The sequence below is a fragment of the Sphingomonas sp. PSPC2-2 genome (assembly GCF_049897725.1).
GTDB lineage: Bacteria > Pseudomonadota > Alphaproteobacteria > Sphingomonadales > Sphingomonadaceae > Sphingomonas.
Window position 1 is genome coordinate 341,990 of sequence record NZ_JAFCWU010000003.1, and the last position, 23,162, is coordinate 365,151.

24 protein-coding genes are annotated in these 23,162 nt (G+C 65.8%); 11 read left to right on the forward strand and 13 right to left on the reverse strand.

What is annotated here, in order from left to right; translation table 11 throughout:
- Positions 1 to 18 precede the first annotated feature (18 nt).
- The gene (locus ACP7BY_RS08185) at positions 19 to 405 is read left to right on the forward strand and encodes a winged helix-turn-helix transcriptional regulator (protein ID WP_033965313.1); all 387 of its coding nucleotides are present in this window, start codon (positions 19 to 21) and stop codon (positions 403 to 405) included.
- Between the two features lie 43 nt (positions 406 to 448).
- On the opposite strand, the gene ACP7BY_RS08190 is transcribed toward ACP7BY_RS08185, so the two are convergent.
- Positions 449 to 1,786, reverse strand: coding sequence for a cystathionine gamma-synthase family protein (locus tag ACP7BY_RS08190; protein ID WP_033965314.1), 1,338 nt, complete (start codon positions 1,784 to 1,786; stop codon positions 449 to 451).
- A 95-nt stretch (positions 1,787 to 1,881) separates the two neighbouring features.
- Here ACP7BY_RS08190 and ACP7BY_RS08195 point away from each other — a divergent pair, with 95 nt between their 5' ends.
- Positions 1,882 to 2,262 (forward strand): VOC family protein, encoded by a 381-nt coding sequence (locus ACP7BY_RS08195; RefSeq protein ID WP_033965316.1) that lies wholly within the window; start codon positions 1,882 to 1,884, stop codon positions 2,260 to 2,262.
- A 30-nt stretch (positions 2,263 to 2,292) separates the two neighbouring features.
- Here the strand turns inward: ACP7BY_RS08195 and pgeF are convergent, their stop codons facing one another.
- From pgeF to lgt, 4 genes are all read right to left on the reverse strand, one after another.
- Positions 2,293 to 3,048 carry a peptidoglycan editing factor PgeF gene (gene pgeF, locus ACP7BY_RS08200; RefSeq protein WP_137902764.1) on the reverse strand — a complete coding sequence of 252 codons (756 nt, stop codon included), beginning with the start codon at positions 3,046 to 3,048 and terminating at the stop codon, positions 2,293 to 2,295.
- A gap of 11 nt (positions 3,049 to 3,059) precedes the next feature.
- Positions 3,060 to 3,569 (reverse strand): GNAT family N-acetyltransferase, encoded by a 510-nt coding sequence (locus tag ACP7BY_RS08205; protein WP_033965319.1) that lies wholly within the window; start codon positions 3,567 to 3,569, stop codon positions 3,060 to 3,062.
- Entirely contained in the window at positions 3,566 to 4,531 is a 966-nt protein-coding gene (locus ACP7BY_RS08210; RefSeq protein ID WP_249340842.1) for a class I SAM-dependent methyltransferase, read from the reverse strand. Before ACP7BY_RS08210 ends, ACP7BY_RS08205 begins: the two co-directional genes overlap by 4 nt.
- A 245-nt stretch (positions 4,532 to 4,776) precedes the next feature.
- Positions 4,777 to 5,688: a prolipoprotein diacylglyceryl transferase gene (gene lgt / locus ACP7BY_RS08215; protein WP_033966512.1), complete on the reverse strand. Its 912-nt coding sequence runs from the start codon at positions 5,686 to 5,688 to the stop codon at positions 4,777 to 4,779.
- A gap of 65 nt (positions 5,689 to 5,753) precedes the next feature.
- On the opposite strand from lgt, the gene ACP7BY_RS08220 reads away from it, so the two are divergent.
- From ACP7BY_RS08220 to phbB, 4 genes are read left to right on the forward strand one after another with little or no spacing between them, the layout of a single operon-like run.
- Positions 5,754 to 7,457: a class I adenylate-forming enzyme family protein gene (locus ACP7BY_RS08220; protein ID WP_171010511.1), complete on the forward strand. Its 1,704-nt coding sequence runs from the start codon at positions 5,754 to 5,756 to the stop codon at positions 7,455 to 7,457.
- Between the two features lie 46 nt (positions 7,458 to 7,503).
- On the forward strand, positions 7,504 to 9,741 hold the full coding sequence (locus tag ACP7BY_RS08225; RefSeq protein WP_137902750.1) for a xanthine dehydrogenase family protein molybdopterin-binding subunit: 2,238 nt from the start codon (positions 7,504 to 7,506) through the stop codon (positions 9,739 to 9,741).
- Positions 9,741 to 10,754 (forward strand): ferrochelatase, encoded by a 1,014-nt coding sequence (gene hemH / locus ACP7BY_RS08230; protein ID WP_137902751.1) that lies wholly within the window; start codon positions 9,741 to 9,743, stop codon positions 10,752 to 10,754. Before ACP7BY_RS08225 ends, hemH begins: the two co-directional genes overlap by 1 nt.
- Before the next feature lie 36 nt (positions 10,755 to 10,790).
- Positions 10,791 to 11,513, forward strand: a complete 723-nt coding sequence (phbB, locus tag ACP7BY_RS08235; RefSeq protein WP_033966513.1) for an acetoacetyl-CoA reductase — start codon at positions 10,791 to 10,793, stop codon at positions 11,511 to 11,513.
- Between the two features lie 109 nt (positions 11,514 to 11,622).
- Here phbB and ACP7BY_RS08240 read toward each other — a convergent pair whose 3' ends face one another.
- A complete protein-coding gene (locus ACP7BY_RS08240) occupies positions 11,623 to 11,769 on the reverse strand; it encodes a glycine zipper 2TM domain-containing protein (RefSeq protein ID WP_405053005.1) in 147 nt (48 codons plus the stop codon).
- Between ACP7BY_RS08240 and ACP7BY_RS08245 the strand changes: the two genes are divergently transcribed.
- Together ACP7BY_RS08245 and ACP7BY_RS08250 are read left to right on the forward strand one after the other, a co-directional pair.
- The gene (locus tag ACP7BY_RS08245; protein ID WP_405053006.1) at positions 11,734 to 12,057 is read left to right on the forward strand and encodes a hypothetical protein; all 324 of its coding nucleotides are present in this window, start codon (positions 11,734 to 11,736) and stop codon (positions 12,055 to 12,057) included. The two genes, ACP7BY_RS08240 and ACP7BY_RS08245, sit on opposite strands and share 36 nt — an antisense overlap.
- 120 nt (positions 12,058 to 12,177) lie before the next feature.
- Positions 12,178 to 13,173, forward strand: coding sequence for an esterase-like activity of phytase family protein (locus tag ACP7BY_RS08250; protein ID WP_033966515.1), 996 nt, complete (start codon positions 12,178 to 12,180; stop codon positions 13,171 to 13,173).
- A 6-nt stretch (positions 13,174 to 13,179) separates the two neighbouring features.
- On the opposite strand, the gene rpmB is transcribed toward ACP7BY_RS08250, so the two are convergent.
- Positions 13,180 to 13,482, reverse strand: coding sequence for a 50S ribosomal protein L28 (gene rpmB, locus ACP7BY_RS08255; RefSeq protein ID WP_010406662.1), 303 nt, complete (start codon positions 13,480 to 13,482; stop codon positions 13,180 to 13,182).
- A 176-nt stretch (positions 13,483 to 13,658) separates the two neighbouring features.
- On the opposite strand from rpmB, the gene ACP7BY_RS08260 reads away from it, so the two are divergent.
- From ACP7BY_RS08260 to ACP7BY_RS08270, 3 genes are all read left to right on the forward strand, one after another.
- Positions 13,659 to 13,946 carry a hypothetical protein gene (locus ACP7BY_RS08260; RefSeq protein ID WP_033966516.1) on the forward strand — a complete coding sequence of 96 codons (288 nt, stop codon included), beginning with the start codon at positions 13,659 to 13,661 and terminating at the stop codon, positions 13,944 to 13,946.
- 78 nt (positions 13,947 to 14,024) lie between these two features.
- Positions 14,025 to 14,453 carry a nucleoside deaminase gene (locus tag ACP7BY_RS08265; RefSeq protein WP_033966521.1) on the forward strand — a complete coding sequence of 143 codons (429 nt, stop codon included), beginning with the start codon at positions 14,025 to 14,027 and terminating at the stop codon, positions 14,451 to 14,453.
- Positions 14,454 to 14,541: 88 nt separating this feature from the next.
- Positions 14,542 to 15,867 carry a hemolysin family protein gene (locus ACP7BY_RS08270; RefSeq protein ID WP_033966518.1) on the forward strand — a complete coding sequence of 442 codons (1,326 nt, stop codon included), beginning with the start codon at positions 14,542 to 14,544 and terminating at the stop codon, positions 15,865 to 15,867.
- Positions 15,868 to 15,906: 39 nt separating this feature from the next.
- Here the strand turns inward: ACP7BY_RS08270 and virB11 are convergent, their stop codons facing one another.
- Genes virB11 through ACP7BY_RS08300 form a run of 6 tightly spaced genes read right to left on the reverse strand, consistent with a single transcriptional unit; the run spans position 15,907 to position 23,161 of the window.
- Positions 15,907 to 16,896, reverse strand: coding sequence for a P-type DNA transfer ATPase VirB11 (virB11, locus tag ACP7BY_RS08275; protein ID WP_033966519.1), 990 nt, complete (start codon positions 16,894 to 16,896; stop codon positions 15,907 to 15,909).
- The gene (locus ACP7BY_RS08280) at positions 16,893 to 18,023 is read right to left on the reverse strand and encodes a TrbI/VirB10 family protein (RefSeq protein WP_081988819.1); all 1,131 of its coding nucleotides are present in this window, start codon (positions 18,021 to 18,023) and stop codon (positions 16,893 to 16,895) included. The genes virB11 and ACP7BY_RS08280 overlap by 4 nt, the downstream gene beginning before the upstream one ends.
- A complete protein-coding gene (locus tag ACP7BY_RS08285) occupies positions 18,020 to 18,826 on the reverse strand; it encodes a TrbG/VirB9 family P-type conjugative transfer protein (RefSeq protein WP_052192485.1) in 807 nt (268 codons plus the stop codon). Before ACP7BY_RS08285 ends, ACP7BY_RS08280 begins: the two co-directional genes overlap by 4 nt.
- The gene (locus ACP7BY_RS08290; protein WP_033966520.1) at positions 18,823 to 19,557 is read right to left on the reverse strand and encodes a virB8 family protein; all 735 of its coding nucleotides are present in this window, start codon (positions 19,555 to 19,557) and stop codon (positions 18,823 to 18,825) included. The genes ACP7BY_RS08285 and ACP7BY_RS08290 overlap by 4 nt, the downstream gene beginning before the upstream one ends.
- Positions 19,558 to 19,559: 2 nt before the next feature.
- A complete protein-coding gene (locus ACP7BY_RS08295) occupies positions 19,560 to 20,813 on the reverse strand; it encodes a type IV secretion system protein (protein ID WP_137902753.1) in 1,254 nt (417 codons plus the stop codon).
- Positions 20,789 to 23,161, reverse strand: a complete 2,373-nt coding sequence (locus tag ACP7BY_RS08300) for a VirB4 family type IV secretion/conjugal transfer ATPase (RefSeq protein WP_033964032.1) — start codon at positions 23,159 to 23,161, stop codon at positions 20,789 to 20,791. Before ACP7BY_RS08300 ends, ACP7BY_RS08295 begins: the two co-directional genes overlap by 25 nt.
- Position 23,162: the final 1 nt, after the last annotated feature.

A 23,162-nucleotide genomic window follows, 5' to 3' on the forward strand; every position in this document is an offset into this window, starting at 1 on the left:
AAAAAGGTAAGTGATGAAATGGTAGAGTGGAGCGCCACCCCGCTTTCGGACGCTTTGGAACGCGGCGATGTGCTGAGCCCGGATTGCCCGTCCCGTCTCATCCTCAACCATGTCACCAGCAAATGGGGGGTGCTGACCCTGCTCTCGTTGCGATCAGGCACGCTGCGCTTCAGTGCGCTGCGTCGCAAGGTCAGCGGCGTGAGCGAGCGGATGCTGGCGCAGACGTTGCAGCAATTGGAAGGATGTCGCCTGGTCGATCGGCGGAGCTATGCCGAGGTGCCGCCGCGCGTCGACTATACGCTGACCCCGTTGGGGCGTGAGGCGGCGGACCGAGTCGCCGCGCTGGCGGACTGGATCGAATCGTCGCTGCCGTTGCTGCTGGAGCCAGCACCGGTCGCGGCATGATGGTCAGCCCGGGCGACACTTTGCGCCACCCGGGCCACGCTTGTCAGATCGCCGCGAGGGCCTGGTCGAAATCGGCAATCAGATCATCCGCATCCTCGACCCCGATCGAGATGCGCACGAGATTGTCGGTGATGCCGAGCGCCTGCTTGCGCGCATCGGGCACCGATAGATGCGTCATCGCCGCCGGGTGCGAGGCGAGCGTTTCGGTGCCGCCCAGCGACACCGCCAGTTTGGCGATTTTCAGCGCGTCGAGGAAAGCAAAGGCTTCTTTCTCGCCACCCTTCAGGATCAACGAAAAAGTCGATCCCGCGCCGGTGCAATGGCGCGCATAGATATCCGCCTGGCGCTCCATCCCCGGCGTATCGGCTAGGAAGCCAAGATAGCCGACTCGCTCGACCTTGGGGTGGCTGCGCAGGAAGCCACACACCTTGACCGCATTCTCGCCCGCACGGCTCATCCGCAATTCCAGCGTTTCGAGGCTGCGCATCAGCATCCAGGCGGTGTTGGGGTCACAGATCGTGCCGATCGTGTTGCGCATCAGCCGGATGGTGTTGATATGCTCCTTGGACCCGAGCACACCGCCCGCGACCAGATCGCTATGCCCGCCGGCATATTTGGTCAGCGAATAGACGACGATGTCCGCGCCATGCTCAAGCGGTTTGAGCCAGAGTGGGCCGAGGAAGGTATTGTCGATTGCGATCGGCGGCTTCGCGCCCTTGAAGATCGCGTCGCGGCTCGCCGCCACTGCCTGAATATCGACCAGCGCGTTGGTCGGGTTGGCGGGGCTTTCGAGATAGATCAAAGCGACATTGCCGGTCGCCGCCTTGCTCATCACCGCATCGATCTCTTCCCGCGTCGCGCCCGCCGGGAAATCGAGCCAATGCACGCCGAAGCGACCGAGAATGCGCGCGATCAGCGTCTCGGTCGCGGCATAAAGCGGGCCCGAATGGACGATGGTATCGCCGGGTTTGACCATCGACAGGAACAGCGTCGCGATCGCCGACATGCCGCTGGAGAACACCAATGCGTCCTCGGCCTCTTCCCACACGCCCAGGCGATCCTCGAGGATTTCCTGATTCGGGCCGTTGAACCGCGAATAGACCAGCCCTTCGGAGCCGCCGGGGCGCTTGCCGGTAACACCCTCGAAATGGCGCTTGCCTGCGGCTGCATTGGGGAAAACATAGGTCGAGGTGGCGAAGATCGGCGGTTTGAGCGAGCCTTCCGACAGCATCGGATCATAGCCGTGGCCCATCATCAGCGTGGAGGCCTTCAGCTTGCGATCGCCGATCTTCTCGATCGAGGGCTTGGGCTTGGTGCGCGGCGCGACGCCGGTCAGATCGGCTTCGGTCTGGGGGTCGGTCTGGTCGGTCGGCTTCGCCATGAGGGTGCATCCTGCGTCGAAAAATGATAGGAAGCCTTACCGCGAGATAGTCTCGAATGATACTATTTCGCGGCAGATCCTTGGGGGGACAGGATATGCCGATCGCAATCGTTTCGGTGCCCGTGACCGATGTGGCACGGGCGCGGCGCTTTTATGTGGAAACACTTGGGCTGGTGGTGTTGCGCGACGAGGCGATGGGGCCCGACATGCGCTGGGTTCAGTTGCAGCCCAAGGATGGTGGCGCGACGGTTGCGCTGGTGACGTGGTTCGACGCGATGCCGCCCGGATCGGTGCAGGGGCTGATGTTGGCGGTGGACGATATCGACGCCGAACATGCCCGGCTGGCGGCGGCAGGGGCGACGGTGTCACCGGTCGACGAACAGCCATGGGGACGCTTCACCATGCTGCAGGACCCTGACGGCAATGGCTGGATCGTCGCGCAATTGACCAATCCCGACGAAGTGAAGACCCGGTAAAGGGCTTTTGGTCGCCCGCTTGGCGAGGCGTCAGAGGCCGATGATCGAAATCTGACGCCCATAGCCAGGCTCACCGCGATGCGTCGCGCGGCGGAAGCTGAAGAAGCGCGCTTCATCGGCATAAGTGTCGAGCCCGAGCATCGCGACCCGCGTCACCCCGGCGGTGGCGAGGCGGTGCGCGACATAGGCTTCCAGGTCGAACTGGAAATGGCCCGCGCGGCCTTCGGCGAAGAAGCGTTCATTGGCCGGGTCGTTGGCCTCGAAGCGGCGCGCAAAGGCTTCGTCCACTTCGTAACTGGCGCGCGCGATGCACGGGCCGATCGCGGCGGCGATGCGGTCGCGCTGTGCGCCGAGCGCTTCCATCGCCTGAATGGTGGCATCGGTGACGCCGCCGAGCGCCCCTTTCCATCCCGCGTGCGCCGCTCCGATGACCCCGGCCTGCACATCCGCCAGCAACACCGGCGCGCAATCGGCGGTGACGATGCCGAGCGCGAGGCCGGGGCGATCGGTCACCAGCGCATCGGCATGCGGGCGCGCATCGTCCTCAAAGGGCGTGGTCACGGTGACGCAATCGGACGAATGCACTTGATAGGGTGATAGCAGCCGCGCGCCAGGGCGCACCGCCGCGATTGCCCGCGCGCGATTTTCGGCGACGGCGGCAGCTTCGTCATCCGAGCCGATGCCGACGTTCAGCCCGGCATGGATACCCGTCGATACGCCGCCGACCCGCCCGAGAAAGCCATGCGGGATTCCCGCCAGCATCGGCGCGCGGATCACCTCGACCATTGCGGGCGCGCTCACAGCACCAGCCGCATCAGATTGTCGTCATCGACCGTCGCGCCGACGCGGAACGCGATCCGCCCGATGTCGCGGAAACCGTATTTTTCATAGAAACGATGCGCCCTGTGGTTGTCGACATAGACGCTCAGGATCACCTCGCGCGCGCCGTGGCTGCGCGCATGCTCGAGCGACCACGCCATCAGTTCCTGTGCCACGCCCTGCCCATGCCATCCGCTGAGCACATAGAATTGGTAGAGCTCGATCGCATCGGGACGCCATTCGCCGGGGAAGGTGACGGGCCCCATTTTGACGAAACCGATGATCTGCCCCTCGTCCAGCGCCAGCCGGATCGCGAAATCGGGATCGGAGAGTTGGGCGGGCAAGCCATTGGGGCCGAACGCCTCGTCGAGAAAGGCGCTCAGGTCGGACGCCGGATACAGCATCCCGAAGGTCTCGGTGAACGATTGGCGCGCCATCACGGCGAGCGCGGGGCCATCGATCGTGCGTGCGTCACGGTATTGAATCATGCGAACCCCGCAGGAAGTGGCCAGTCCGGGGAGGAAACCGCCAGAACCTGGAATAAGGTGCCCATTGCCTGGGTCAGGCGCTGGTGATCGGCGGCGATACCCTCGGCGCGGTCGGGCGCGGCGCTGGCGAGCGCTGCCGCGCGAGCGGCGATGCCGAGCGCGCCGAGGAACACGCCTTGCCCGACCGGGCCCGCGACCTGTGCGCCTTCGACCGTCGCCGCAGCGGCGAGCGTGCCGAAATCGACATGCGCGGTAAGGTCCTGCTCGCCGGGCATATCAAAAGGGTTGGCGTAAGCATGGCCGCGCACCGCTTGCAGCGTGTCGCCGATTGCCGGGCCGTGATAGCCATAATCGATTACCAGCAGCGCCCCGCCTTGTGCGACGATACGCTGGGCGAGGCCGCGCAGGATCGCCACGCTGGCGGGAGACGTCTCGATCACCGAGCCGGCTGCGGTGTCGCGCAACGCCTCGGGAATGACTGCATCAGGGACTTGTTTGCCCGCAATCGGCAGGAACAGCGTGTCCTGACAGGCGACCAGCCGCTCGAACCAGCCGTCCGCACCCTTGACGAGTTGCCGGATCGGCAGCGCGTCGAAGAATTCGTTGGCGACGACAATCAGCGGGCGATCGGCGGGCAATGTGTCGATCGCGTCGTGCCAGGTCGCGTGCGGCAAGCGCTCGGCTTGCGCGGCGCGCAGCACCGGGCTGGTTTCGACCAGATGCACCGGCGGCGCAAAACCGGCCTTCGCGGCCGCGCGCAGCGCATCGGTCGAGAGCGTCCCCCGACCGGGGCCGAGTTCGACCCACGCCGCTGGCGGTCGCCCGGCGCGGTCCCACAAATCGGCACCCCACAGGCCGATCAGTTCGCCGAACATCTGGCTGATCTCGGGCGCGGTGGTGAAATCGCCGCCGCTGCCCAGCGGATCGCGCGTCGCATAATAATGCTGGTTGGCCGCCGCCATGAACTGCGCGAGCGAAATCGGCCCGGCCAGCGTGATCGCACGGGCGAGGCGGTCGGCCAGCGGGGCGGTCGTTTCGTCTCCCCTCCCGCTTGCGAGTTCGGGGTCGACAGCGCCCCGCGCTGTCGAGGATGTGCCGGGGGCACATCCGACCCCGAACTGGGCTGGGGGAGGGGCTGCTATAGGTTCTGGGGACACTGCGGCCATTCCCTCCCCTAACCCCTCCCGCAAGCGGGAGGGGGATTTTTTCATGCCACGCTCGCGTCGCCCGCGATCGGTACGACGCGGTGGCGGCGGCCCTTAGCGGTGACGATCAGATAAAGCCCACCGATAATCATCGGCAGCGTCAGCACCTGTCCCATATGGATTGTGTGCGCGAAGAAGCCGCCCCACCAATCGTTGAATTGCGCATCGGGCTCGCGGAAGAACTCGACGGTGAAGCGTGCGAGACCATAGCCAAGCAGGAACAGCCCGACCAATTTGCCCGGCTCATAGCGCGCCTTGGTCTTCCAGAAGGCGAACCACAGCACCGCGAACAAGGCGACGCCCTCCAGCCCGGCTTCGTACAATTGGCTCGGGTGGCGCGCGGGTTCGATCATGCCGCTTTGTACGGTGTCGTTGAACACGATTGCCCACGGCACGTCGGACGGCTTGCCCCACAATTCGCCGTTCACGAAATTGGCGATCCGCCCAAAGAACAGACCGAACGGCACCGCGCAGGCGAGATAATCGTGGACGCGGAGCCAATCGAGCTTTTGCGAGCGCGCAAACAGGATGATGCCGATCGAGGTGCCGATCATCCCGCCGTGGAAGGACATGCCACCATCCCACAGCTTGAACAGGCCCCATTTGGTCAGCAATTGCGGCGCGTAGAACAGCGCATAGCCCAGCCGCCCGCCAAGGATGATGCCGAGCGTGGCGTAGAACACCAGATCGTCGGCATGGCGGCGTGCCATCGGCGCGCCCGGCTGGCGCAGCAGCTTCAGCAAATACCACCAGCCGACCAGAATGCCGGTGATATAGGCGATCGAATACCATTTGATCTGGAAGAAACGCAGGTCGATCGCCACCGGATTGAGGTGGAGATCGGCGAAATGGAGGTGGCCCTGCGCGGCCGAGGCGGCATTGGCGAGCACGGGCAGGGCGGCAGTCAGGATCAAGGCTTTTCCCCGAGGATTTGCGCCTCCATAATGGCGGAAGGCGATAAGACCAAGTGGAGAGCGAGATGCCGAGCAAACTGGACCTGCGAATGGATGCCGCCCTGGCGGGGCTGACCGGGCCCGGGGCACCGTTCGGGCTGGGATCCGTAGCGGCAGGTGGCGTCGATCTGCCGTTTATCACTGGCGTACCGCAGACCTTGCCGCCCTATTTCGCGCATTATTGCGCGACTCACGCCGACCTGCCTTTCCTGGTGGCGGGGCCCGAGCGGCTGACCTTTGCGGAGGTTTATGCGGTCGCGCAGGGCGTCGCAAAGGGCCTGATTGCGCAACACCAAGTTACTCCCGGCGACCGAATCGGCATCGCGATGCGCAATTCGCCGTCGTGGATCGCGCTGTACATGGGCATCGTGATGGCGGGCGGTGTCGCGACGCTGCTGAACGGCTGGTGGCAGTCCGAGGAACTGGCGACCGCGGTGGCCGAGGTCGAGTGCCGCCTGGTCTTTGCCGATCCCCCGCGCGCGAAGCGGCTGGCCGAGATTGACGGGCTCGATGTCGCGGTGGTGACGATCGATGATGTGCAGCCGCTTGGCAGCGCGCTTGCGGCGCTGGCCGGGCCGACCGACGTCGCCCTGCCGACTATCGCGCCCGAAGACCCCGCCACGATCCTGTTTACCTCGGGCTCGACCGGCCAATCGAAGGGCGCGATCAGCAATCACCGTGCGGTGACGCAGGGCGTGTTCAACTATCTCGCGCAAGCGCTGGTCATGCTCGGCATTACGACTGCCGATGGCAATCCGCCGGTCGGCCAGCCCGCAACCTTGCTCAACGTGCCGCTCTTCCACGTCACCGCCGAAGTGCCGGTGTTCCTGCAAAGCTTTGCCATGGGGCGCAAACTCGTGTTGATGCCGAAATGGGATGCCGAAGAGGCGATGCGGCTGATTCAGGCCGAGAAGGTCAGTTATTTCGTCGGCGTGCCGCTGATGAGCTTCGAAATCCTGACTCACCCGAAGCGTGGCGACTATGATCTGTCGTCGGTTACCGATTTCGCCGCAGGCGGGGCACCGCGTCCGGTCGAGCATGTCCGGCGCATCGCCGACGAAATGGGCGGCCCCAAGCCGCTGCTCGGCTACGGCTTGACCGAAACCAACGGCGTGGGCTGCGGGAATTTCCGGGACAATTACCTTGCCAAGCCCAATTCAACCGGGCGCGCTTCGGCACCGTTGGTCGATCTCGCGATCCTTGATGGCGCGGGCAAGCCGGTCGCGCAGGGCGAGCGCGGCGAGGTCGGCATTCGCTCGATCTGCAACTTCACCGAATATTACGGGCGGCCCGACGCCACCGCCGCCGCCTTCACCGCCGATCGTTACTTTCTGACCGGCGATATCGGCTATCTCGACGAGGACGGCTATCTGTTCATCGTCGATCGCAAGAAGGACATTATCATCCGCGGTGGCGAGAATATCTCGTGTCAGGAAGTCGAGGCCGCGATTTACGAACATCCGGCGGTGGCCGAGGCGGCGGTGTTCGGCCTTCCCGACGAGCGCTTTGGCGAAGTGCCGGGCGCGGTGGTGCTGCCACGCGAGGGCGAGACGCTGACGACCGAGGCGCTGTGCGAATTCCTGTTCGCGCATGTTGCCGCGTTCAAGGTGCCGCAGCGCATCTGGATCGTCGACAGCGCCTTGCCGCGCCTGGGCACCGAGAAGATCGACAAGGTATCGATCCGCACCAAATATCGCGCACTGGCGGCGGCGGAGGCTGTGACGGCCTAGCCACACCGAACTGGCGGTGCGGCGCTTGGCGCGATAGAGCAAGGCAATGGCTTCCCCCGCACCCCCGAAGATCGATCGTCGCACGCTGCTGATCGGTGGTGGCGCGGGGATCGGGCTGGTGGTCGCCTGGGGGCTGTGGCCACGGCGCTATTCCGGCAATCTCACCGCCGACAAGGGCGAGAGCGTGTTCGGCGCGTGGCTCAAGATCGGCGACGACGGCCATGTTACCGTCGCCGTGCCGCAGGCCGAGCATGGCCAGGGCGTCTACACCACGCTGCCGCAAATCATCGCCGATGAACTCGGCGCGGACTGGCGGACCGTCGCGGTCGAGGCGGCCCCATTCAACCCGCTCTACGCCAATGCGCTTGGCGCGCGCGAACTGTTCGAGCAGCCGGGCGACGGGCTGATCAAGACGTGGCGCGAGGCCCATGCCGGGCGGATGGGGCTGATGCTGACTGCCGGGTCGACGTCGGTCCGCGCGTTTGAGGACCCCTTGCGCGCGGCGGGGGCGGCGGCACGCGTGCTGTTGTGTAAGGCTGCGGCCAGGCGCTGGAAGGTCGAGTGGCAGGCGTGCACCACCGCCGAAGGTTTCGTCGTCCACGGCAACAACCGGCTGCGCTTCGCCGAGCTGGCGACCGAAGCGGTGGGCGGCACGCTGCCCGATCCGTTGCCGCTGCGCGGGGATGGTGGCGACCGCCTGTCGGGCCAGTCGCTGCCCCGGCTCGATGGCCCGTCCAAGATCGACGGTTCGGCCAATTTCGCAGGCGACGTGCGCTTGCCCGACATGGTCTATGCCAGCATCCGCCAGGGTCCGGTGGGCGACAGCACGTTGATGCGGGTCGATCGCACGGCGGCAGAGCGCGTTCGCGGCGTCCTGCAGGTCGTCACCAACGATCGCTGGGTCGCGGCGATCGCCAATAACTGGTGGGCGGCGAACAAGGCGCTCGATGCGCTTGCCCCCCGGTTCGAGACGAAGAGCCCCGCGGTCAGTAGCGCCAGCATCAACGCGGCGCTGAAGGCCGCGCTCGACGGGCCCGGCGCACGCATCGCGCGGCAGGGTGATCTGTCGGCGGTGTTCAAGGGCGCGCGCGTGGTGACCGCCGATTATCATGTCGGCCTTGCCGCGCACGCCGCGATCGAGACGATGACGGCGACCGCGCAGTATCGGGACGGGCGGCTGGAACTGTGGTTGCCGACCCAGGCACCGGGGTTGGCGCGCAGCGCAGCGGCGGCGGCAATTGGCGTTGGCGAGGATGCGGTGCTGGTGCATCCGATGCTGATCGGCGGATCGTTCGGCGCGAATCTGGAAACGCAGTGCGCGGCGCAGGCGGCGGTGCTGGCGCACAGCCTCAAACGCCCGGTGCAACTGGTGTGGAGCCGGTCGGAGGATTTGCTGCACGATCGCTATCGCCCCCCCGCAATGGCACGGATGGCGGCGCGGCTCGGCGGCAATGGGCAGATTCTCGGTTGGCTCGCCAAGATCGCCGCTCCTGCCACCGGGCAGGAACTGGCGGCGCGCTTACTGGCGCACGATGCGGGGTTCCGCGCAGCGCAAGCGGTTGCGCCGTTCGGCGATGGCTATGCGGTGGCCGGGGCCACACCGTTTTACCGTATTCCGGCCTATGCGATCGACCATCACCCGGCCGATATCGGTGTGCCAACCGGACATTGGCGCTCCGGCGCGCATAGCTACACGACGTTTTTTACCGAGTGTTTTCTGGATGAACTGGCGCATGTTGCGGGGACCGAGCCGCTGTCCTTCCGCATCGGCATGCTGGGCGGGGATGCGCGGCTGGCGCGGTGCTTGTCGACCGCCGCGTCGCTTGGCGGTTGGGAAGGCGGCATTGCGGGAAGCGGGCAGGGCATTGCTTGTCACAGCTTTCGCGGCAGCCATATCGCGGTGCTGGTCGAGGCGCATGTCGGCGAGGGCCAGGCGGTCAGCGTCGATCGCATCGTCGCGGCGGTCGATTGCGGGCGGCAGATCAACCCCGACATCGTCCGCCAGCAAATCGAAGGCGGGCTGCTATTCGGCATGGCGGCGGCGACCGGCAGTGCGACCGGGTTCAAGGCCAATCTGGCCGAAGCGCGCGGCTTTGGCGATCTCGGCCTGCCACGCTTGGCCGACACGCCCGACATTACGGTCGAGCTGATTTCGAGCGAGGCGGAGCCGGGCGGGGTGAGCGAACTCGCCGTGCCCCCGGTTGCGCCCGCAATTGCCAATGCCCTGCAAGCCGCTACGGGCTATCGCTTGCGCCGCCTGCCGCTCACTCCGGGAACCGTTTGATGCCACCGATTCTCCCCGCCGGACATCCGGTCGTGCCCAAGCCGAAGATCGGCGTTCTGCTCACCAATCTCGGCACGCCGGACGGGCCTGATACCAAGTCGGTCAAACGCTATCTCGCCGAATTTCTCTCGGATCGGCGCGTCGTGGAGATTCCGCCGCTGATCTGGCAGCCGATCCTGCGCGGCATCATCCTCAATACCCGTCCGCAAAAATCAGCCGAGGCTTATGCCCAGGTGTGGAGCACCGATGGCTCGCCTTTGGCCGCGATCACCAAGGCGCAGAGTGCGGCGCTGCAAGGGGCGTTCGGCGCGGACGTGCTGGTCGATTGGGCGATGCGCTATGGCACTCCCTCCATCCCGGATCGCCTGCAGGCGATGAAGGGTGCTGGCTGCGAACGGATCCTGGTCGCGCCGCTCTATCCGCAATATTGCGGGGCGACGACTGCGACCGCCAATGACAAGGCCTTTGCCGCTTTGGCCAAGATGCGCTGGCAACCGGCCTTGCGCACCTTGCCGCCTTATTATGACGACCCCGCTTATATCGAGGCGCTGGCGCAATCGCTGACGGCGGGGCTGGCCGCGCTCGATTTCGAGCCGCAGGCGATCGTCGCCAGCTTCCACGGCATGCCGCAGCGCACGCTCGAACTGGGCGATCCCTATCACTGCCATTGCCAGAAGACCGCGCGGTTGCTCGGCGAGCGGCTGGGACGGCCGATGACGGTCACCTTCCAATCGCGCTTCGGGCGCGCCAAGTGGCTCGAACCGGCGACCGACGCGACGCTCGATGCGCTGCCGGCCAAGGGCATTACCAAGGTCGCGATCTTCGCCCCCGGCTTTTCGGCCGACTGCCTTGAAACGCTGGAGGAACTGGCGATTCGGGGACGCGAGAGCTTCGAGGAAAATGGCGGCACCCATTTCGCCTATATCCCCTGCCTCAATGCCGGAGAGATCGGCATCGGAATGCTGCGGGTTTTACTTGCGCGTCAACTTGAAGGGTGGACGCCATCCGCCTAGCGTGGGTTGGGCGATAGATCCTGGGAGGAGAGTTTGATGGCACGCGTCGCGATCGTAACCGGCGGCACTCGCGGGATTGGGGAGGCAATCAGCCTCGCTCTGAAGGATCATGGCATGACGGTCGCAGCGACCTATGCCGGTAATGACGAGCGCGCGCGCGAATTTACCGAGCGCACGGGGATTGCCGCGTTCAAATGGGACGTCGCCGATTACGACGCCTGCCAGGAAGGCACTGCGAAAGTGGTCGAGGCGCTGGGGCCGGTCGATGTGCTGGTCAACAATGCCGGCATCACGCGCGACGGCACGATCATGAAGCTCAGCTACCAGGCATGGAAAGAGGTGATCGACACCAATCTGGGCGGTTGCTTCAACATGGCCAAGGCGGTGTTTCCCGGGATGCGCGACCGCAAATGGGGGCGGATCGTCAATATCGGGTCGATCAACGGCCAGGCCGGCCAATATGGCCAGGTCAACTATGCCGCCGCCAAATCGGGCATTCACGGTTTCACCAAGGCGCTGGCGCAAGAGGGCGCGCGGGCCGGCGTAACGGTCAACGCGATCGCGCCCGGCTATATCGATACCGACATGGTCGCGGCGGTCCCGGCGGATGTGCTGGAGAAGATTGTTGCCAAGATTCCGGTCGGTCGGTTGGGTCAGGCGAGCGAGATCGCGCGCGGCGTTGCCTTCCTGTGTTCGGACGAGGGCGGGTTCGTCACCGGCTCCACGCTCAGCATCAATGGCGGGCAACATATGTATTGATCGCCGGGCGCATCGCGCCCGGACATAAAGGAGGCCGGCCTCTAGGGAAGCCGGCCTCCGCCCCCTGTTACGCAACGCGGGGGTAACTCTGAAAGGAGTCGCGGTCGCGTTAGCGGCAATAGCCCGGCTGACCGTCCTTCTGGATCGCACGACCGGCCAGGGCACCACCGCCTGCACCCAGGACGGTGCCCAGCGTGCGGTCGCCGCCGCCTGCGATCACATTGCCGAGCAAACCGCCCGCAATCGCGCCGATAATGGTGCCGCGGTCGTTATTGCAGCGGTTGCGGGCGCGGCTGTAGTAGCGGCGGTCCTGATAATAGCCGTCGTCGCGATAGCCGCGCCGATCGTCGCGGTAACCGCGATATCCGTCATCGCGATTGTAGCCGTCGCGATAGGCCTGATCGTAAGCATAGCCTTGGCCGCCATCGTAGCGCTGGGCGGCGGCAGGCGTGGCGGCCAGACCGGAAGCGGTCAGGACCATCGCCGTGGCTGCGAGCGTGAGTTTCTTCAACATGGTGCGTCTCCCGGTTGGTGTTTCCGATGATGCGGTTATGGCCGAGTCGGGCTGAGGTAAGCCTGAATGGCTCTGTTAGCCGTCGTTCATCGGCGCAGCGCCCGACGAATCGCGGTTGCGTGTCGCTGCTGGCTCCCGCAGGGGCGGGGGATGCGCATTTTATGGTCGGTTTTGTTTGCCTTGCTGTTCGTGCCGGATTCGACGGTGCCAGGGCGTCGCGTGCGGCTCGGCACCGATCCGCATTTTCGCGCCGTGCCGGTGATGCTTGATCCGGCCCGACCCGATATCACCCGCGTGGGGGATCTGGTGTGGCTGGGCGGTGTGCAGTTGCGCAGCCCAGATCCGCAATTCGGCGGCTTCTCCTCGCTCAGTGTCAAGGGCGACCGCTTCACCTTGCTCAGCGACAGCAGTGACATCGTGCGCTTCACAATGGGCTCGGATTGGAAGGTCCGCGACCCCAGTTTTGCGGAACTGCCCGCAGGTCCCGGAACGGGGTGGTTCAAGCGCGACCGCGACAGCGAATCGATGAGCATCGACCGTAAGACGGGCGCGGTCTGGGTCGGTTTCGAGAGTTACAACGAGTTCTGGCGTTACGATTCGGGGTTCCGTCGAGCGGAAGAGCATGGGGCTCCGCCGGTTATGTCGAAATGGCCCGAAAATGAGGGGCCAGAGGCGATGACGCTGCTTCCGACAGGAGGGATGGTCACGATTGCCGAAACCAAGCCCTGGCCCAAAGCGAGCGGGCGTGGTGGGATCGTTTTCCTCGGCGACCCGGTGCAGCGGCCGCGTTGGGGCTTTCGCTTCACTTATCTGCCGCCGCGCGGCTATGATCCCAGCGACATGACGGTGCTGCCCGACGGGCGCTGGCTGATCCTCAACCGTCGCTTTGCCGGGGCACGCTTTTCCAATGTGCTGACCGTGGTCGATCCAGCGCAGGTCAAACCGGGGGCGACGGTGCGTGGGCGCGACATCGCGACGCTGGCCGCCCCGCTGATCCACGACAATTTCGAGGGAGTCGCGGTGACGCGCGAAGGCGCTGCAACGATCATTTGGCTCGTCTCGGACGATAACCAATTGTCGCTACAGCGCAGCCTGTTGCTGAAGTTCAGGCTCGATCCGGTCGCGCCGAAGCGCAACCGGAACTGAGAGGTTTTACGCGGCAGCCTGCGGTGCGGCGGTCAGCTTCTTGGCGACGTCGCGCTTCAGGCGACGGGCGCGCAGCGACAGCTTGTCGTCGGTCGTCTTGACCAGCCAGTTGTCGAGGCCGCCGACATGCTCCACCGAACGCAGGCCGTGCGCCGAGACACGCAGCTTGACGCTGGTGCCGAGCGCGTCGGAGATCAGCGTGACGTTCTGCAGGTTCGGCAAGAACGTGCGCTTGGTCTTGTTGTTCGCGTGGGAAACGTTGTTACCCACCATCCGGCCCTTGCCGGTCAGTTCGCAGATCCGCGACATCGTAAATTCCTGAATGTCCGTGAGCCCATGAAGAGGCTCGTGAAGGCGGGGCGCATACCGAATGCAGCACGGTCGGTCAACCGTCCGAGGCGATTCGATGTCGCGATGCAACCATAAGGGCTGACGCCGGTTTGGTTACGGTAACGATTCGATGTTGCGAACACGGGAGAAGATCCATGCGCTTTCTTTTAGCTTTAGTCGGCCTTGCCGCGCTTGTCGTCGTTGCGCTTGTCTCGCTCGGAATGCTCAAGATCGATACCAAGGCGGGTTCGTTGCCGACGCTCAGCGTGAACGGCGGCAAGGCTCCGGAGGTCAGCGCCAATATGGCGACCGTCGAACTCGGCACCGAAAACAAGACGATCGAAGTGCCCACAGTCGGCACGACTACCAAGACCATCTCGGTACCGACGCTCAAGGTGAAGAAGCCGGTCAGCGCCGACGGCAATGCCGTTACGACCCAATAACCGGCGACGTTCCGCCACGATTTGCCGATTCGGCAGCAAGTGGGGCATGGCGGCACGATGTTCCCGCTTCCTCTCCCGATGCGTGCCGCGCTAGCGGCCGCTGCCGATGCCGCAGCGGCGGGAGAGGTTCCGGTTGGCGCGGTGGTGGTGCTCGACGGGCGCATCATCGCCACCGCCGCCAACGCACCCCGCGCGCGGCATGATCCGACCGCGCATGCCGAAATGCTGGCGATTCGTGCGGCGGCTGCGGCGATCGGGTCCGATCGATTGAGCGATTGCGATTTGTGGGTGACGCTGGAGCCGTGCGCGATGTGTGCAGGTGCCATCGCCCATGCCCGAATCGCGCGCCTTTATTATGGCGCGAGCGATCCCAAAGGGGGAGCGGTCGAATATGGGCCGCGCCTGTTTTCCCAGCCGACGATTCACCATCGACCTGAAGTGTTTCCGGGAATCGGTGACCGCGAGGCGAGCGCGCTGCTGCGGGATTTTTTCGGCGGCCTTCGCTGATTTTGTCCGCCTTCGCCAAATAACGGCAAGGCGATAGCGCTCGCGCGGTTGTGAAATGGTGCGATTCGCGCAAAGGAGGGGCTGCGCCATGGCACCGCTCCCCCCCTTTCCCTGGATCGACGTCGCGATCATCTTCGCGCTCATCGTGTTGAACGGCGTTTTCGCCATGTCCGAACTGGCGATCGTCTCGGCGCGCAAGGCGCGGCTGGAGGCGATGGCGCGCACTGGCTATCGTGGTGCGCGCACCGCGCTGACGCTGGCGGCGGACCCGGGCAAGATCCTGTCGACCACGCAGATTGGCATTACGCTGATCGGGATCCTGGCGGGTGCCTATTCGGGCGCGAGTCTCGGCGGCCCGGTTGCGGCGCGGTTGCATTTTCTGGGGCTGAGCGCGGAAACGACCGAGAGCGTCGGCTTTGCCATCGTCATCGGCATCACGACCTATGCCTCACTCGTCATCGGCGAACTGGTGCCCAAGCAAATCGCGCTGCGTGCGCCCGAGCCGCTGGCGGCGGCGATGGCGGGCCCGGTGCTGGCGCTGGCCTGGGGCACGGCACCGGTGGTGTGGCTGCTCGATTCGTCATCGGGACTGCTGTTTCGCCTGATGGGGCTGAAGCGCGAGAGCGAGGAGCATGTCACCGCCGAAGAACTGCACCTGATCGTCGCCGAGGCGAGCAAGTCGGGCGTGATCGAGGAGCATGAGCGTTCGATCATCTCGGGCGTGGTGCGGCTGGCGGATCGGCCGGTGCGCGAGGTGATGACGCCGCGCACTGATATCGAATGGATCGACGCGACGCTGGATGACGCCGGGCTGCGCGCCGCGCTGGTCAATGCCTCGCACAGTCGGCTGCCGGTGACCGAGGGCTCGGTCGATACCGTGATCGGCGTGGTGCAGGCGCGCGACATTGCAGTGGCGCTGTTCAAGGGCGAGCCGCTCGATCTGCGGGCGCTGATGCGGCAGGCACCGATCGTGCTCGACCAGATCGACGCGATGGATGCGCTTGACGCGCTGCGCCAGGCAGAAGTGCCGATGGCGCTGATCCACGACGAATATGGCCATTTCGAAGGCATTGTGACCCCGGCCGATTTGCTCGCCGCAATCGCGGGTGAATTCGCGTCGGACGCCGACCCGGATGATGCGCCCTCGGTGGTGACGCGCGACGATGGCTCGCTGCTGGTTGCCGGGCAAATGGCGGTCGACATGCTGGCCGAACGGCTCGGCATCGATTTGCCCGAGGATCGCGATTATGCGACCGTCGCGGGCCTCGCACTCGCGGTGTTCCGCCATTTGCCGGGCGAGGGCGAAAGCTTCATCGAACAGGGCTGGAAGTTCGAAGTGGTCGACCTCGACGGGCGGCGAATCGACAAATTGCTGGTCAGCCGGGCGCGCACTGCGGGCTATCGACCGACCTAGCCACCGGCGGTTCGCACCGCGAACCGAGTGCGGCGGACCTTACCGCCGCAACACGATCCGCCCGACTCGCCGCCCGCCTTCGCCGCGCACCAATTGCACCGATACGTCGATCACGCTTTCGACATAGCGGACGATCTCGCCGCAGCCGAGGCTGGTGCCCGCCTGCATCACCATCAATGCGATCTGGTCGATCGCGGCGGCGGGGCTGTCGGCGTGGACGGTGGTGATCGAACCGGGATGGCCAGAATTGACCGCGCGCAGGAAGCTGAATGCCTCGCTCCCGCGCAATTCGCCCAGGATGATGCGGTCGGGGCGCAGGCGGAGCGAGGCCTTGAGCAAATCCTCCGCCTCGACCTGCGCTTCGCCCTGGCCGCCGCGCACCGCGATCAGGCCGATGCTGTTGGGGTGGGTCATCTCCACTTCGGGCGTGTCCTCGATCAGCACCAGCCGTTCGCGCTCGGGGACCGCTTTCAGCAGGGCGTTGAGGAAGGTGGTCTTGCCGGTGGAGGTGCCACCCGAAATCAGGATATTTTTGCGCGCTCGCACAGCCTGGCGGAGGAAGTCGCCGATTTGGCGCGCCTCCAGCAGCGCCGCCAATGCTGCGTCCTCGGCACTTTCATGCTGAGTATCGCCAATCGCGGTGGCGGCGAAGGCATTGCTCGCCTCGTAATCGGCCAGCGACAGCGCCCGTACCACTTGCCGTCGGATCGCCATGACCAGAGCGCCGCGCGTCGCGGGTGGGGCGACGATTTGCACGCGCGCGCCACCCGGTAGCGTCGCCGACACCAGCGGATGCTCCCGGCTGATGCCCTGATGCGTGATCGCCGCAATCTGGGTCGCGAGCCGCCACAGATTGGACTCGGTCAAATCGGGCGCGGGGTGGCGCGTGCTTTGGCCGTCGAGCGTCTCGACCCAGATCTCGCCGGGCGCATTGATATAGATGTCGGTGACATCGGCGCGCTCCAGCCACGACGCGAGCGGGCGCAGATAGGCGTCGAGATAGGTGCCGGGCGGTGACAGTGCGTTCATTCCGCTGCCCCGCCGACCGCTGTGAAATCGAGATCGCGCGCGACGAACACGCGCACCGGCGTGCCCTGTGCGACCTTGATCGTCGGCGGGATGATCTGTGTCGGCAGCAAGGCAGCGGCCAGCCCGGTTGCCTCCTGGCTCGACCCGATCAGGATTTGCGTGTTCGATCCGCGCGACACCGCTGCCACGGCGGCATTGACCACCGACAGCAGCACCGAATTGGTGAAGCGCTGGAAGAAATGGCGGTTGACGCTGCCCGCCAGCCCGGCGCGGCCCAGCGTGTCTGCGGCGGGCGAACCGATCTGGATCGAGGCACCGTCGGGCCGGATTACCCGCGTCCAGATCACGAACGCGCGCGACTGCCCCTGCGCGACCGCGCTTTTATATTGCCCGACCAGCCGACTGCCGCGCGGGATCAGCACCGTACTGCCGTCAAAGCTGCGCACGTCGCGGCTGACCACCGCGCGCGCGAAACCGGGCAAATCCGAATTGAGCGCGGTTTCCAGCACGGCGGGGATGATCGCACCCTGCGGCACCACCGTTGCCAGATTATGCAATTGCGAGGCGCGTGCGCGTTCGGGTTCGGCGGACGAGACCCGCTCGGCAAATTGTTCGTCGCCATCCAGACGCGAGGCACCGCCGCTTTTGCCGTCGGCGGCTTTGGCGGCATCGGTTGCGCCCGCTTTGCCGGGTTCGGTAGCGGGGGCGGGCGGCGCGACCGACAGATCGACGATCAGCGCGGGCGCTTTCAGCCGCTGCGCCTCGTTCAGTGCCGCCACCGACGGACCGGTAAAGCCGGGCGTGCCAGCGGTCACGGGCGGCAACGGCGTGGCGACAGGCAAGGGGGTGGGTGTGGCGGTTGGCATCGGCACGACGCCGTGTGCCGCCGCCTCGACCGCCGCGATTTCCGCAGGCGGGGCGAGTGGGGCGACCAGATCGGCAGGGCGACCGCCGCGCGTGACGATGCCATCGCTGACCGGTGCCCGCGCGGCGTATAACAAGGTGAAACACAGCAGCCCGAGCGAGATCGCCCCGGCACCAATCAACCAGCCACCCCGCTGTGGCCTGGGGGAGGCGACGGCGGGCCGGGGTGGGCCAGCGGCGCTGGGGGAAAGCGGATCGGTCATGGCTTGGCTCGCTCGGCGGATTTGGCGGCTTTCGCCGTCTTGGCATCGAACGGCGGCGGCGCGTCGGGGCCAGGGTCGGGCTCGCGCCAACCTTCGTTGATCAGCGTGGTCGTCTCGCTGCCGTTGCGCAGCAGGAAACGCGGCGCGATCTGCTCGACGATGGTGTAGCCTTGGCGCACGCCATAATTGACCAGGCTTTCCTCGCCCTTGCCGGTCACGGCGAAAATCGCCGGGGTGGGGGTCTGTTCGGCCCATTTGAAATAGGTGAAATGGCCATCGTCGAACACCAGGGTCGGCAACAGCGACCGTGCGTCGGTATAGCTGTAGCGCGTGTTGCTGCGCACCGGTGGCGGCGGCGCGGTCGGTGCGGCGGCGAGTTCGACCGGGGCGGCGGGATAGACGAAGCGCACGACATAGGTGCGTGCGCCGCCATGCGCGGTTTTGCCGCGGCTGGCGTCGAGATCGAAGATATAGCGGCGCTGGTCGGTCACCACCGACATGTTGGTCAGGATGTTGGCGTCAAGCGGCTTCAGGAACAGGATGTTGGCGCGTTTGTTCGGCACCACTTGCCAGGCAAGCGCATCGCCGATCGAGACGTTTTCGATATGCTCGTCGGGGGCAAACTCGATCATGACCTGAAAGCCGAGCTGCCCGTGCAGCGTCACCAGATGATCGGGATCATAAGCGATGTTACGGATGTGCGGATCGACCCAGGCGGGCCGGTCGGGCGCGGTCGTCGCCGCGACGCACGCCGTCCAGGTCGCGGCCAGCGCGATCAGCCAGGGGACGGTGGTGCGGGTCATCGCGTCGGCACTCCAAGCGCGCTGTCGAACTGGACCGGGCTGGGGGCGGTGTCCTCGGCATCGCGACGATAATGCGTCACCTGAAAGCCAAGCGGATTGACGAAGCGATCCTCCATCCGCATCGGCGCGCCCGAAAAGCGATAGTCGATCACCGCCGTCCAGCTTCGCCGTTCGCCGCCCGCCGCGCCTTGATCGTGGCGGATCGTGTCGAAGCGCACCGTCGCGCTGCCCGTTCGTGGCATGGTGACGCTCTTCACCGTGGTCGAGACGATCGTGGTCGCGGGATAGCGGGTGAGCGGGCTGTCGGGATTGCCCTTCTGGAACAGGTGGCGATAGGCGGCGCGCGTCGGGCCGTCCGACCACAAGGCGGTCTTTTCGTAATTGGCGCGCAGATCGCTTGCGTCGAAGGTCTCGCGGGCGATGACATATTGCACGATCGCGGCTTGCGCGATGGCGCTGTCCTGGGTGAGCGCTCCGGGGGCGAGGCCCTTGATCGTCTCGGCATAACCGCTCTGGCGATCGACCAGGATCGTATAGGGCACCACGGTCTTGAGCGGGGCGAGTGCCGCGAGCGCGACCGCCTCCAGCACCGCGATCAGCGCGGCGACACCCGCCAGCATCAGTGCGCGCCGCCGCGCAGCCTCCGCGCGCGCGATCAGATCGTCGCCCCAATTCTCGGGGCGTTGCTGCAGGATTCGCGCGAAGGCGGGTTGGGGGTTGGGCTGGTGCATGGTCAATCGGGCCTTCTTGAGGCGGTGCCGGAAACGGTGCGGGTGGGAGTGATGCGGCGTGCGCCGTCGCCAAGGCGGGTCTGGTCGCGCGGTGGAGTCCAGGGATCACGGCTGGCGGCGGCGCTCGCCCCGGTGCTGCCGAGGATACGAACACTGGTCTCGCCGCCGTCCGCGCGCACCAGCCGCTCTTCGCGCCGGGCCAGCGCGGCGACGGCGGCACTGGTGCGCGCGGCGGGGGAGGCGAGCGCTTCCGGAGCTGGTGTGGACCGGGCCTGTGCGGGAGATGGCACCTGCGGCGCGGCAGGGGCCTTGCGCTCGGGCAAGCGAAAGCCGCGGAACACGGTGGCCGAGGCAATCAGCAAGCCCGTCGCTACCGCAGCGAACACCAGTACCAGCAGCAGGACGCTATAGGCGGTGTCAGCGTGCACCGCGCCAACCGCGCGCTGCTCGACCATCGCCGCCAGCGACGGTTCGAGTATCTCCAGCATCACCGCCAGCAAAAAGACCGTCATCATCGGGGCAAAGGCAAAGGCGAGCGTCGCGCGCAGCCACCCCTCGAACAGCCCGCGCGTCACGTCGAACAGCAACAGCGCGATGAAGATCGGGCCGATGGCCAGCAACACCCCCAGCACGACCTTGGTGGCGAGCAACAGGCCGAGGCTGAAAAACAGCAGCATGGAGGCGGCCGCCTTGAGCGCCAGCACCTTCACCCCGCCGCCCAGCAGCGGCAACGACTGTAGTGCGGCGATCTGCGGCACGGCGGCGAGCGGACCTGTCGGCTTGGCGGGCACCGGCGGGGCGGGCGCGGCGCTCAAAATATCGAAGGCGCGCTGCAACCGGTCGAAGATGTCGCCGCCGCTTGCGGTCGCCGAATCGAGATGCAGCATGGCGGTCGCGATCTGCGCGGTGCCGTCGAACAGCACGCGCACCACGATCGCCTGATAGGTGTCCCACTGCGTCGCGAAGGACAGGATCGCGGCGAGCTTCACTACCGACAGCGTCACGTCGCCAATACGCAAACCGCCCCGGCCCAGCATCAATTGATAGCCGATCAGCGCGACATACAGCGTCATCAGCGTGGTGAGCACCGCAGCAAAGCTGCCCCCGCTCTGGAACAGCCCATCATAGCCGGTGTGGACCAGCGCACGTACCTGACAATCGGTCACGCGCAGCAGCGCATGGACCAGATGGACATCGGGCGGGGCGGCGGGGCAGGCGTTCGACATGACGGTCAGGCCAGCAGCCGTGGCAGCCACTGCGCCGGATCGTCGCCAACCTCGGCGCGGATCGCATCGAGGCGGCGCACGCTGCTTTCGCGGCCCGACAGGATCGTCAGCAAATCGGGCATGCCGCCCAGATTGAGCCGGGCGATCACACTGTTATTGCCATGCTTTATCAGGAAGCAGCGCGCCGTGTCGGGCAGCGTGCGGATCAAGTCGAATTCATGCGCGGTCAGGCCGAAGCCGTCGCAATAATCGACCGCCTGCGCCTTGGGGTTGACCATGAAGATCTGCGTCGCGGCCTGTTCGATGATCGCGCTGGAAATCTGGCTCGCCAGCGCGTCCGATGCGCTTTGGGTGCAGAAACCGACGATACCGTTGCGCTTGCGGATCGTCTTTTCCCAATCCTTGATGCGCACCACGAACGCGGGATCGTCGAGCGCTTTCCAGCCTTCATCGATCACGATGATGCTCGGCGTGCCGTCCAGCCGCTGTTCGACGCGGTGGAACAGGTACATCATCACCGGCGTGCGCGCAGCGGGATCGTCGAGGATCTGCGTCATGTCGAAGCCGAGCGTCGCTACGTCGAGATCGAGCGCGTCTTCCTCATTGTCGAACAGCCACGCATAATCGCCCTTGCCGCACCACGCCGCCAGCCGCGCGGCGAGATCGAGCGTGGTCGGGCGTCCGCGCCCGCGGAACAGCTCGACGAAATAGCGCAGCCGCCTGAGCGCGCGCGGCTGGCTGAAATTGGCGTCGACTGCATCGGCGATGCGCGCCAGATCCTCCGCGTCGAGCGCGGGGCCAGTGCCCGACACGAGCTTCGCCACCCAATCACACAGAAAGCGCCGGTTGGCAGGGTTGTCCTCCAGCAACAGCGGGTTGAGCCCGGTCGGCTGGCCGGGGCGCAGCAAATCATAGCGCCCGCCAATCGCGCGCAGGAAAATCTCCGCGCCGCGATCCTTGTCGAAATAGACCGTGCGCGGCGACAGCTTCTGCGCCTGGGCGAGCAGGAAGCCCATCACCACGGTCTTGCCCGCGCCCGACGGGCCAATCACGGTGAAATTGCCAAGATCGCCCTTGTGGAAATTGAAATAATAGGGGCCAGCCGATGTCGTTTCCAACACCGTGATGGCAGGCCCCCAATGGTTGCCCTGCGCCGAGCCGGAGGGGAAACAATGGCCGCTGGCAAGGCTGGCGAAATTGCCGCTCGACACCAGGGCGCGCCTGGCGATGAATTTGAAATTGCCGGGGAACTGCGCCCAATAGGCGGCTTCGAGATTGACATCCTCGCGCACCGCGATCACGCCCAACTCGCTAAAGGCGGTCTGCACATCGGCGGCGGCGAAATTGAGCGCGTCGAGCGTGTCGGCCTTGACCATGACGGTCAGGTGATGCTCGCCAAAGCCCGATCGCCCCGCTGCGACATCGTCCTTGGCCGATGCCAGCTCGTAACGCTGGCTCAGCGCCTCATCATCGGCGGCCTTCATCCGGCGCAAAGCAAGGTTCATGCGGTCGAGCGTCGCTTGCCGATCGACAAAGGCGAAGCTCTCGCTCAGCACCATTTCGGCGGGCAAGCGCAGCAAATCATCGAACATGCCGGGCACGGTCTGCGCCGGATAATCCTTGATCGAAACCATCGCGGCGAAGCGACGCGGCGCATCGCCAGTGGCCGCGAGTTCGAGCGCGTCGGCACCGAAGCTGATCCGGCGATCGGGCAGATAATGGCCGAAATCGCCGCCCGGCTCGATCACCCGGCGAAGATCGCCGCCATAGAGCAAGGCGAGAAATTCGAGCGGTTCCGAACAGCGTCCGGCAGGCCCGGCATAGCTGGTGAGCAAGCGCGCGCCATAGGGTTCGAGCGAGGCGAGCAGAATGTCGCGCGCGGCGTTGAGCGCGACCAGATCGCGCATCCGCCGCGCATCGCTCTCCGCGCGCCCACTCCCCCGCAACAGATTTTGCAGCACCCCGATCCGCCCCGGCAGCGGACGCCGCACCAGCGTGATAAACAGGTCGTTGACGTAGAGTTTCCGGCTGGACAGCTTGGTGCGCCACGCGGTGTCGAGCGACTGGCTGAAGGGATCGGCAAAGGTCCCTTCGAACACCGGCTGCACTTCGCGGCGGACGACATGATGATACAGCGCGAAGCGCGCATCGGCGATGCCGCGCAGCATCGTGTCACGCAGGGTTTTGCGGTAATTCAGCTCCTCCGAATCCGCCGTTTCGAACGGGAAGCCGGTCAGCCGGACGACTTGCATCATCCGCCCGTCGCGCAGCTCGATCGTCGCATCGTCGAGTGCGCGGGCATAAGGCAAATACGCGCCCGCCGAGCGTTCACGGGCGAAGCTCGGGGGCTGGTCAACCGGGGAGGTGCGCGCCAGCATC

Coding starts and splice junctions, on each gene's coding strand:
- ACP7BY_RS08270 (WP_033966518.1), top strand. CDS start 14,542: ATGGCACCGCTCCCCCCCTTTCCCTGGATCGACGTCGCGATCATCTTC.
- ACP7BY_RS08285 (WP_052192485.1), bottom strand. CDS start 18,826: ATGACCCGCACCACCGTCCCCTGGCTGATCGCGCTGGCCGCGACCTGG.
- ACP7BY_RS08280 (WP_081988819.1), bottom strand. CDS start 18,023: ATGACCGATCCGCTTTCCCCCAGCGCCGCTGGCCCACCCCGGCCCGCC.
- rpmB (WP_010406662.1), bottom strand. CDS start 13,482: ATGTCGCGGATCTGCGAACTGACCGGCAAGGGCCGGATGGTGGGTAAC.
- ACP7BY_RS08210 (WP_249340842.1), bottom strand. CDS start 4,531: ATGGCGGCGGCCAACCAGCATTATTATGCGACGCGCGATCCGCTGGGC.
- ACP7BY_RS08190 (WP_033965314.1), bottom strand. CDS start 1,786: ATGGCGAAGCCGACCGACCAGACCGACCCCCAGACCGAAGCCGATCTG.
- ACP7BY_RS08265 (WP_033966521.1), top strand. CDS start 14,025: ATGCGTGCCGCGCTAGCGGCCGCTGCCGATGCCGCAGCGGCGGGAGAG.
- ACP7BY_RS08205 (WP_033965319.1), bottom strand. CDS start 3,569: ATGATTCAATACCGTGACGCACGCACGATCGATGGCCCCGCGCTCGCC.
- ACP7BY_RS08225 (WP_137902750.1), top strand. CDS start 7,504: ATGGCTTCCCCCGCACCCCCGAAGATCGATCGTCGCACGCTGCTGATC.
- ACP7BY_RS08195 (WP_033965316.1), top strand. CDS start 1,882: ATGCCGATCGCAATCGTTTCGGTGCCCGTGACCGATGTGGCACGGGCG.
- ACP7BY_RS08185 (WP_033965313.1), top strand. CDS start 19: ATGGTAGAGTGGAGCGCCACCCCGCTTTCGGACGCTTTGGAACGCGGC.
- phbB (WP_033966513.1), top strand. CDS start 10,791: ATGGCACGCGTCGCGATCGTAACCGGCGGCACTCGCGGGATTGGGGAG.
- ACP7BY_RS08290 (WP_033966520.1), bottom strand. CDS start 19,557: ATGCACCAGCCCAACCCCCAACCCGCCTTCGCGCGAATCCTGCAGCAA.
- ACP7BY_RS08300 (WP_033964032.1), bottom strand. CDS start 23,161: ATGCTGGCGCGCACCTCCCCGGTTGACCAGCCCCCGAGCTTCGCCCGT.
- ACP7BY_RS08220 (WP_171010511.1), top strand. CDS start 5,754: ATGCCGAGCAAACTGGACCTGCGAATGGATGCCGCCCTGGCGGGGCTG.
- hemH (WP_137902751.1), top strand. CDS start 9,741: ATGCCACCGATTCTCCCCGCCGGACATCCGGTCGTGCCCAAGCCGAAG.
- ACP7BY_RS08250 (WP_033966515.1), top strand. CDS start 12,178: ATGCGCATTTTATGGTCGGTTTTGTTTGCCTTGCTGTTCGTGCCGGAT.
- virB11 (WP_033966519.1), bottom strand. CDS start 16,896: ATGAACGCACTGTCACCGCCCGGCACCTATCTCGACGCCTATCTGCGC.
- pgeF (WP_137902764.1), bottom strand. CDS start 3,048: ATGGTCGAGGTGATCCGCGCGCCGATGCTGGCGGGAATCCCGCATGGC.
- ACP7BY_RS08260 (WP_033966516.1), top strand. CDS start 13,659: ATGCGCTTTCTTTTAGCTTTAGTCGGCCTTGCCGCGCTTGTCGTCGTT.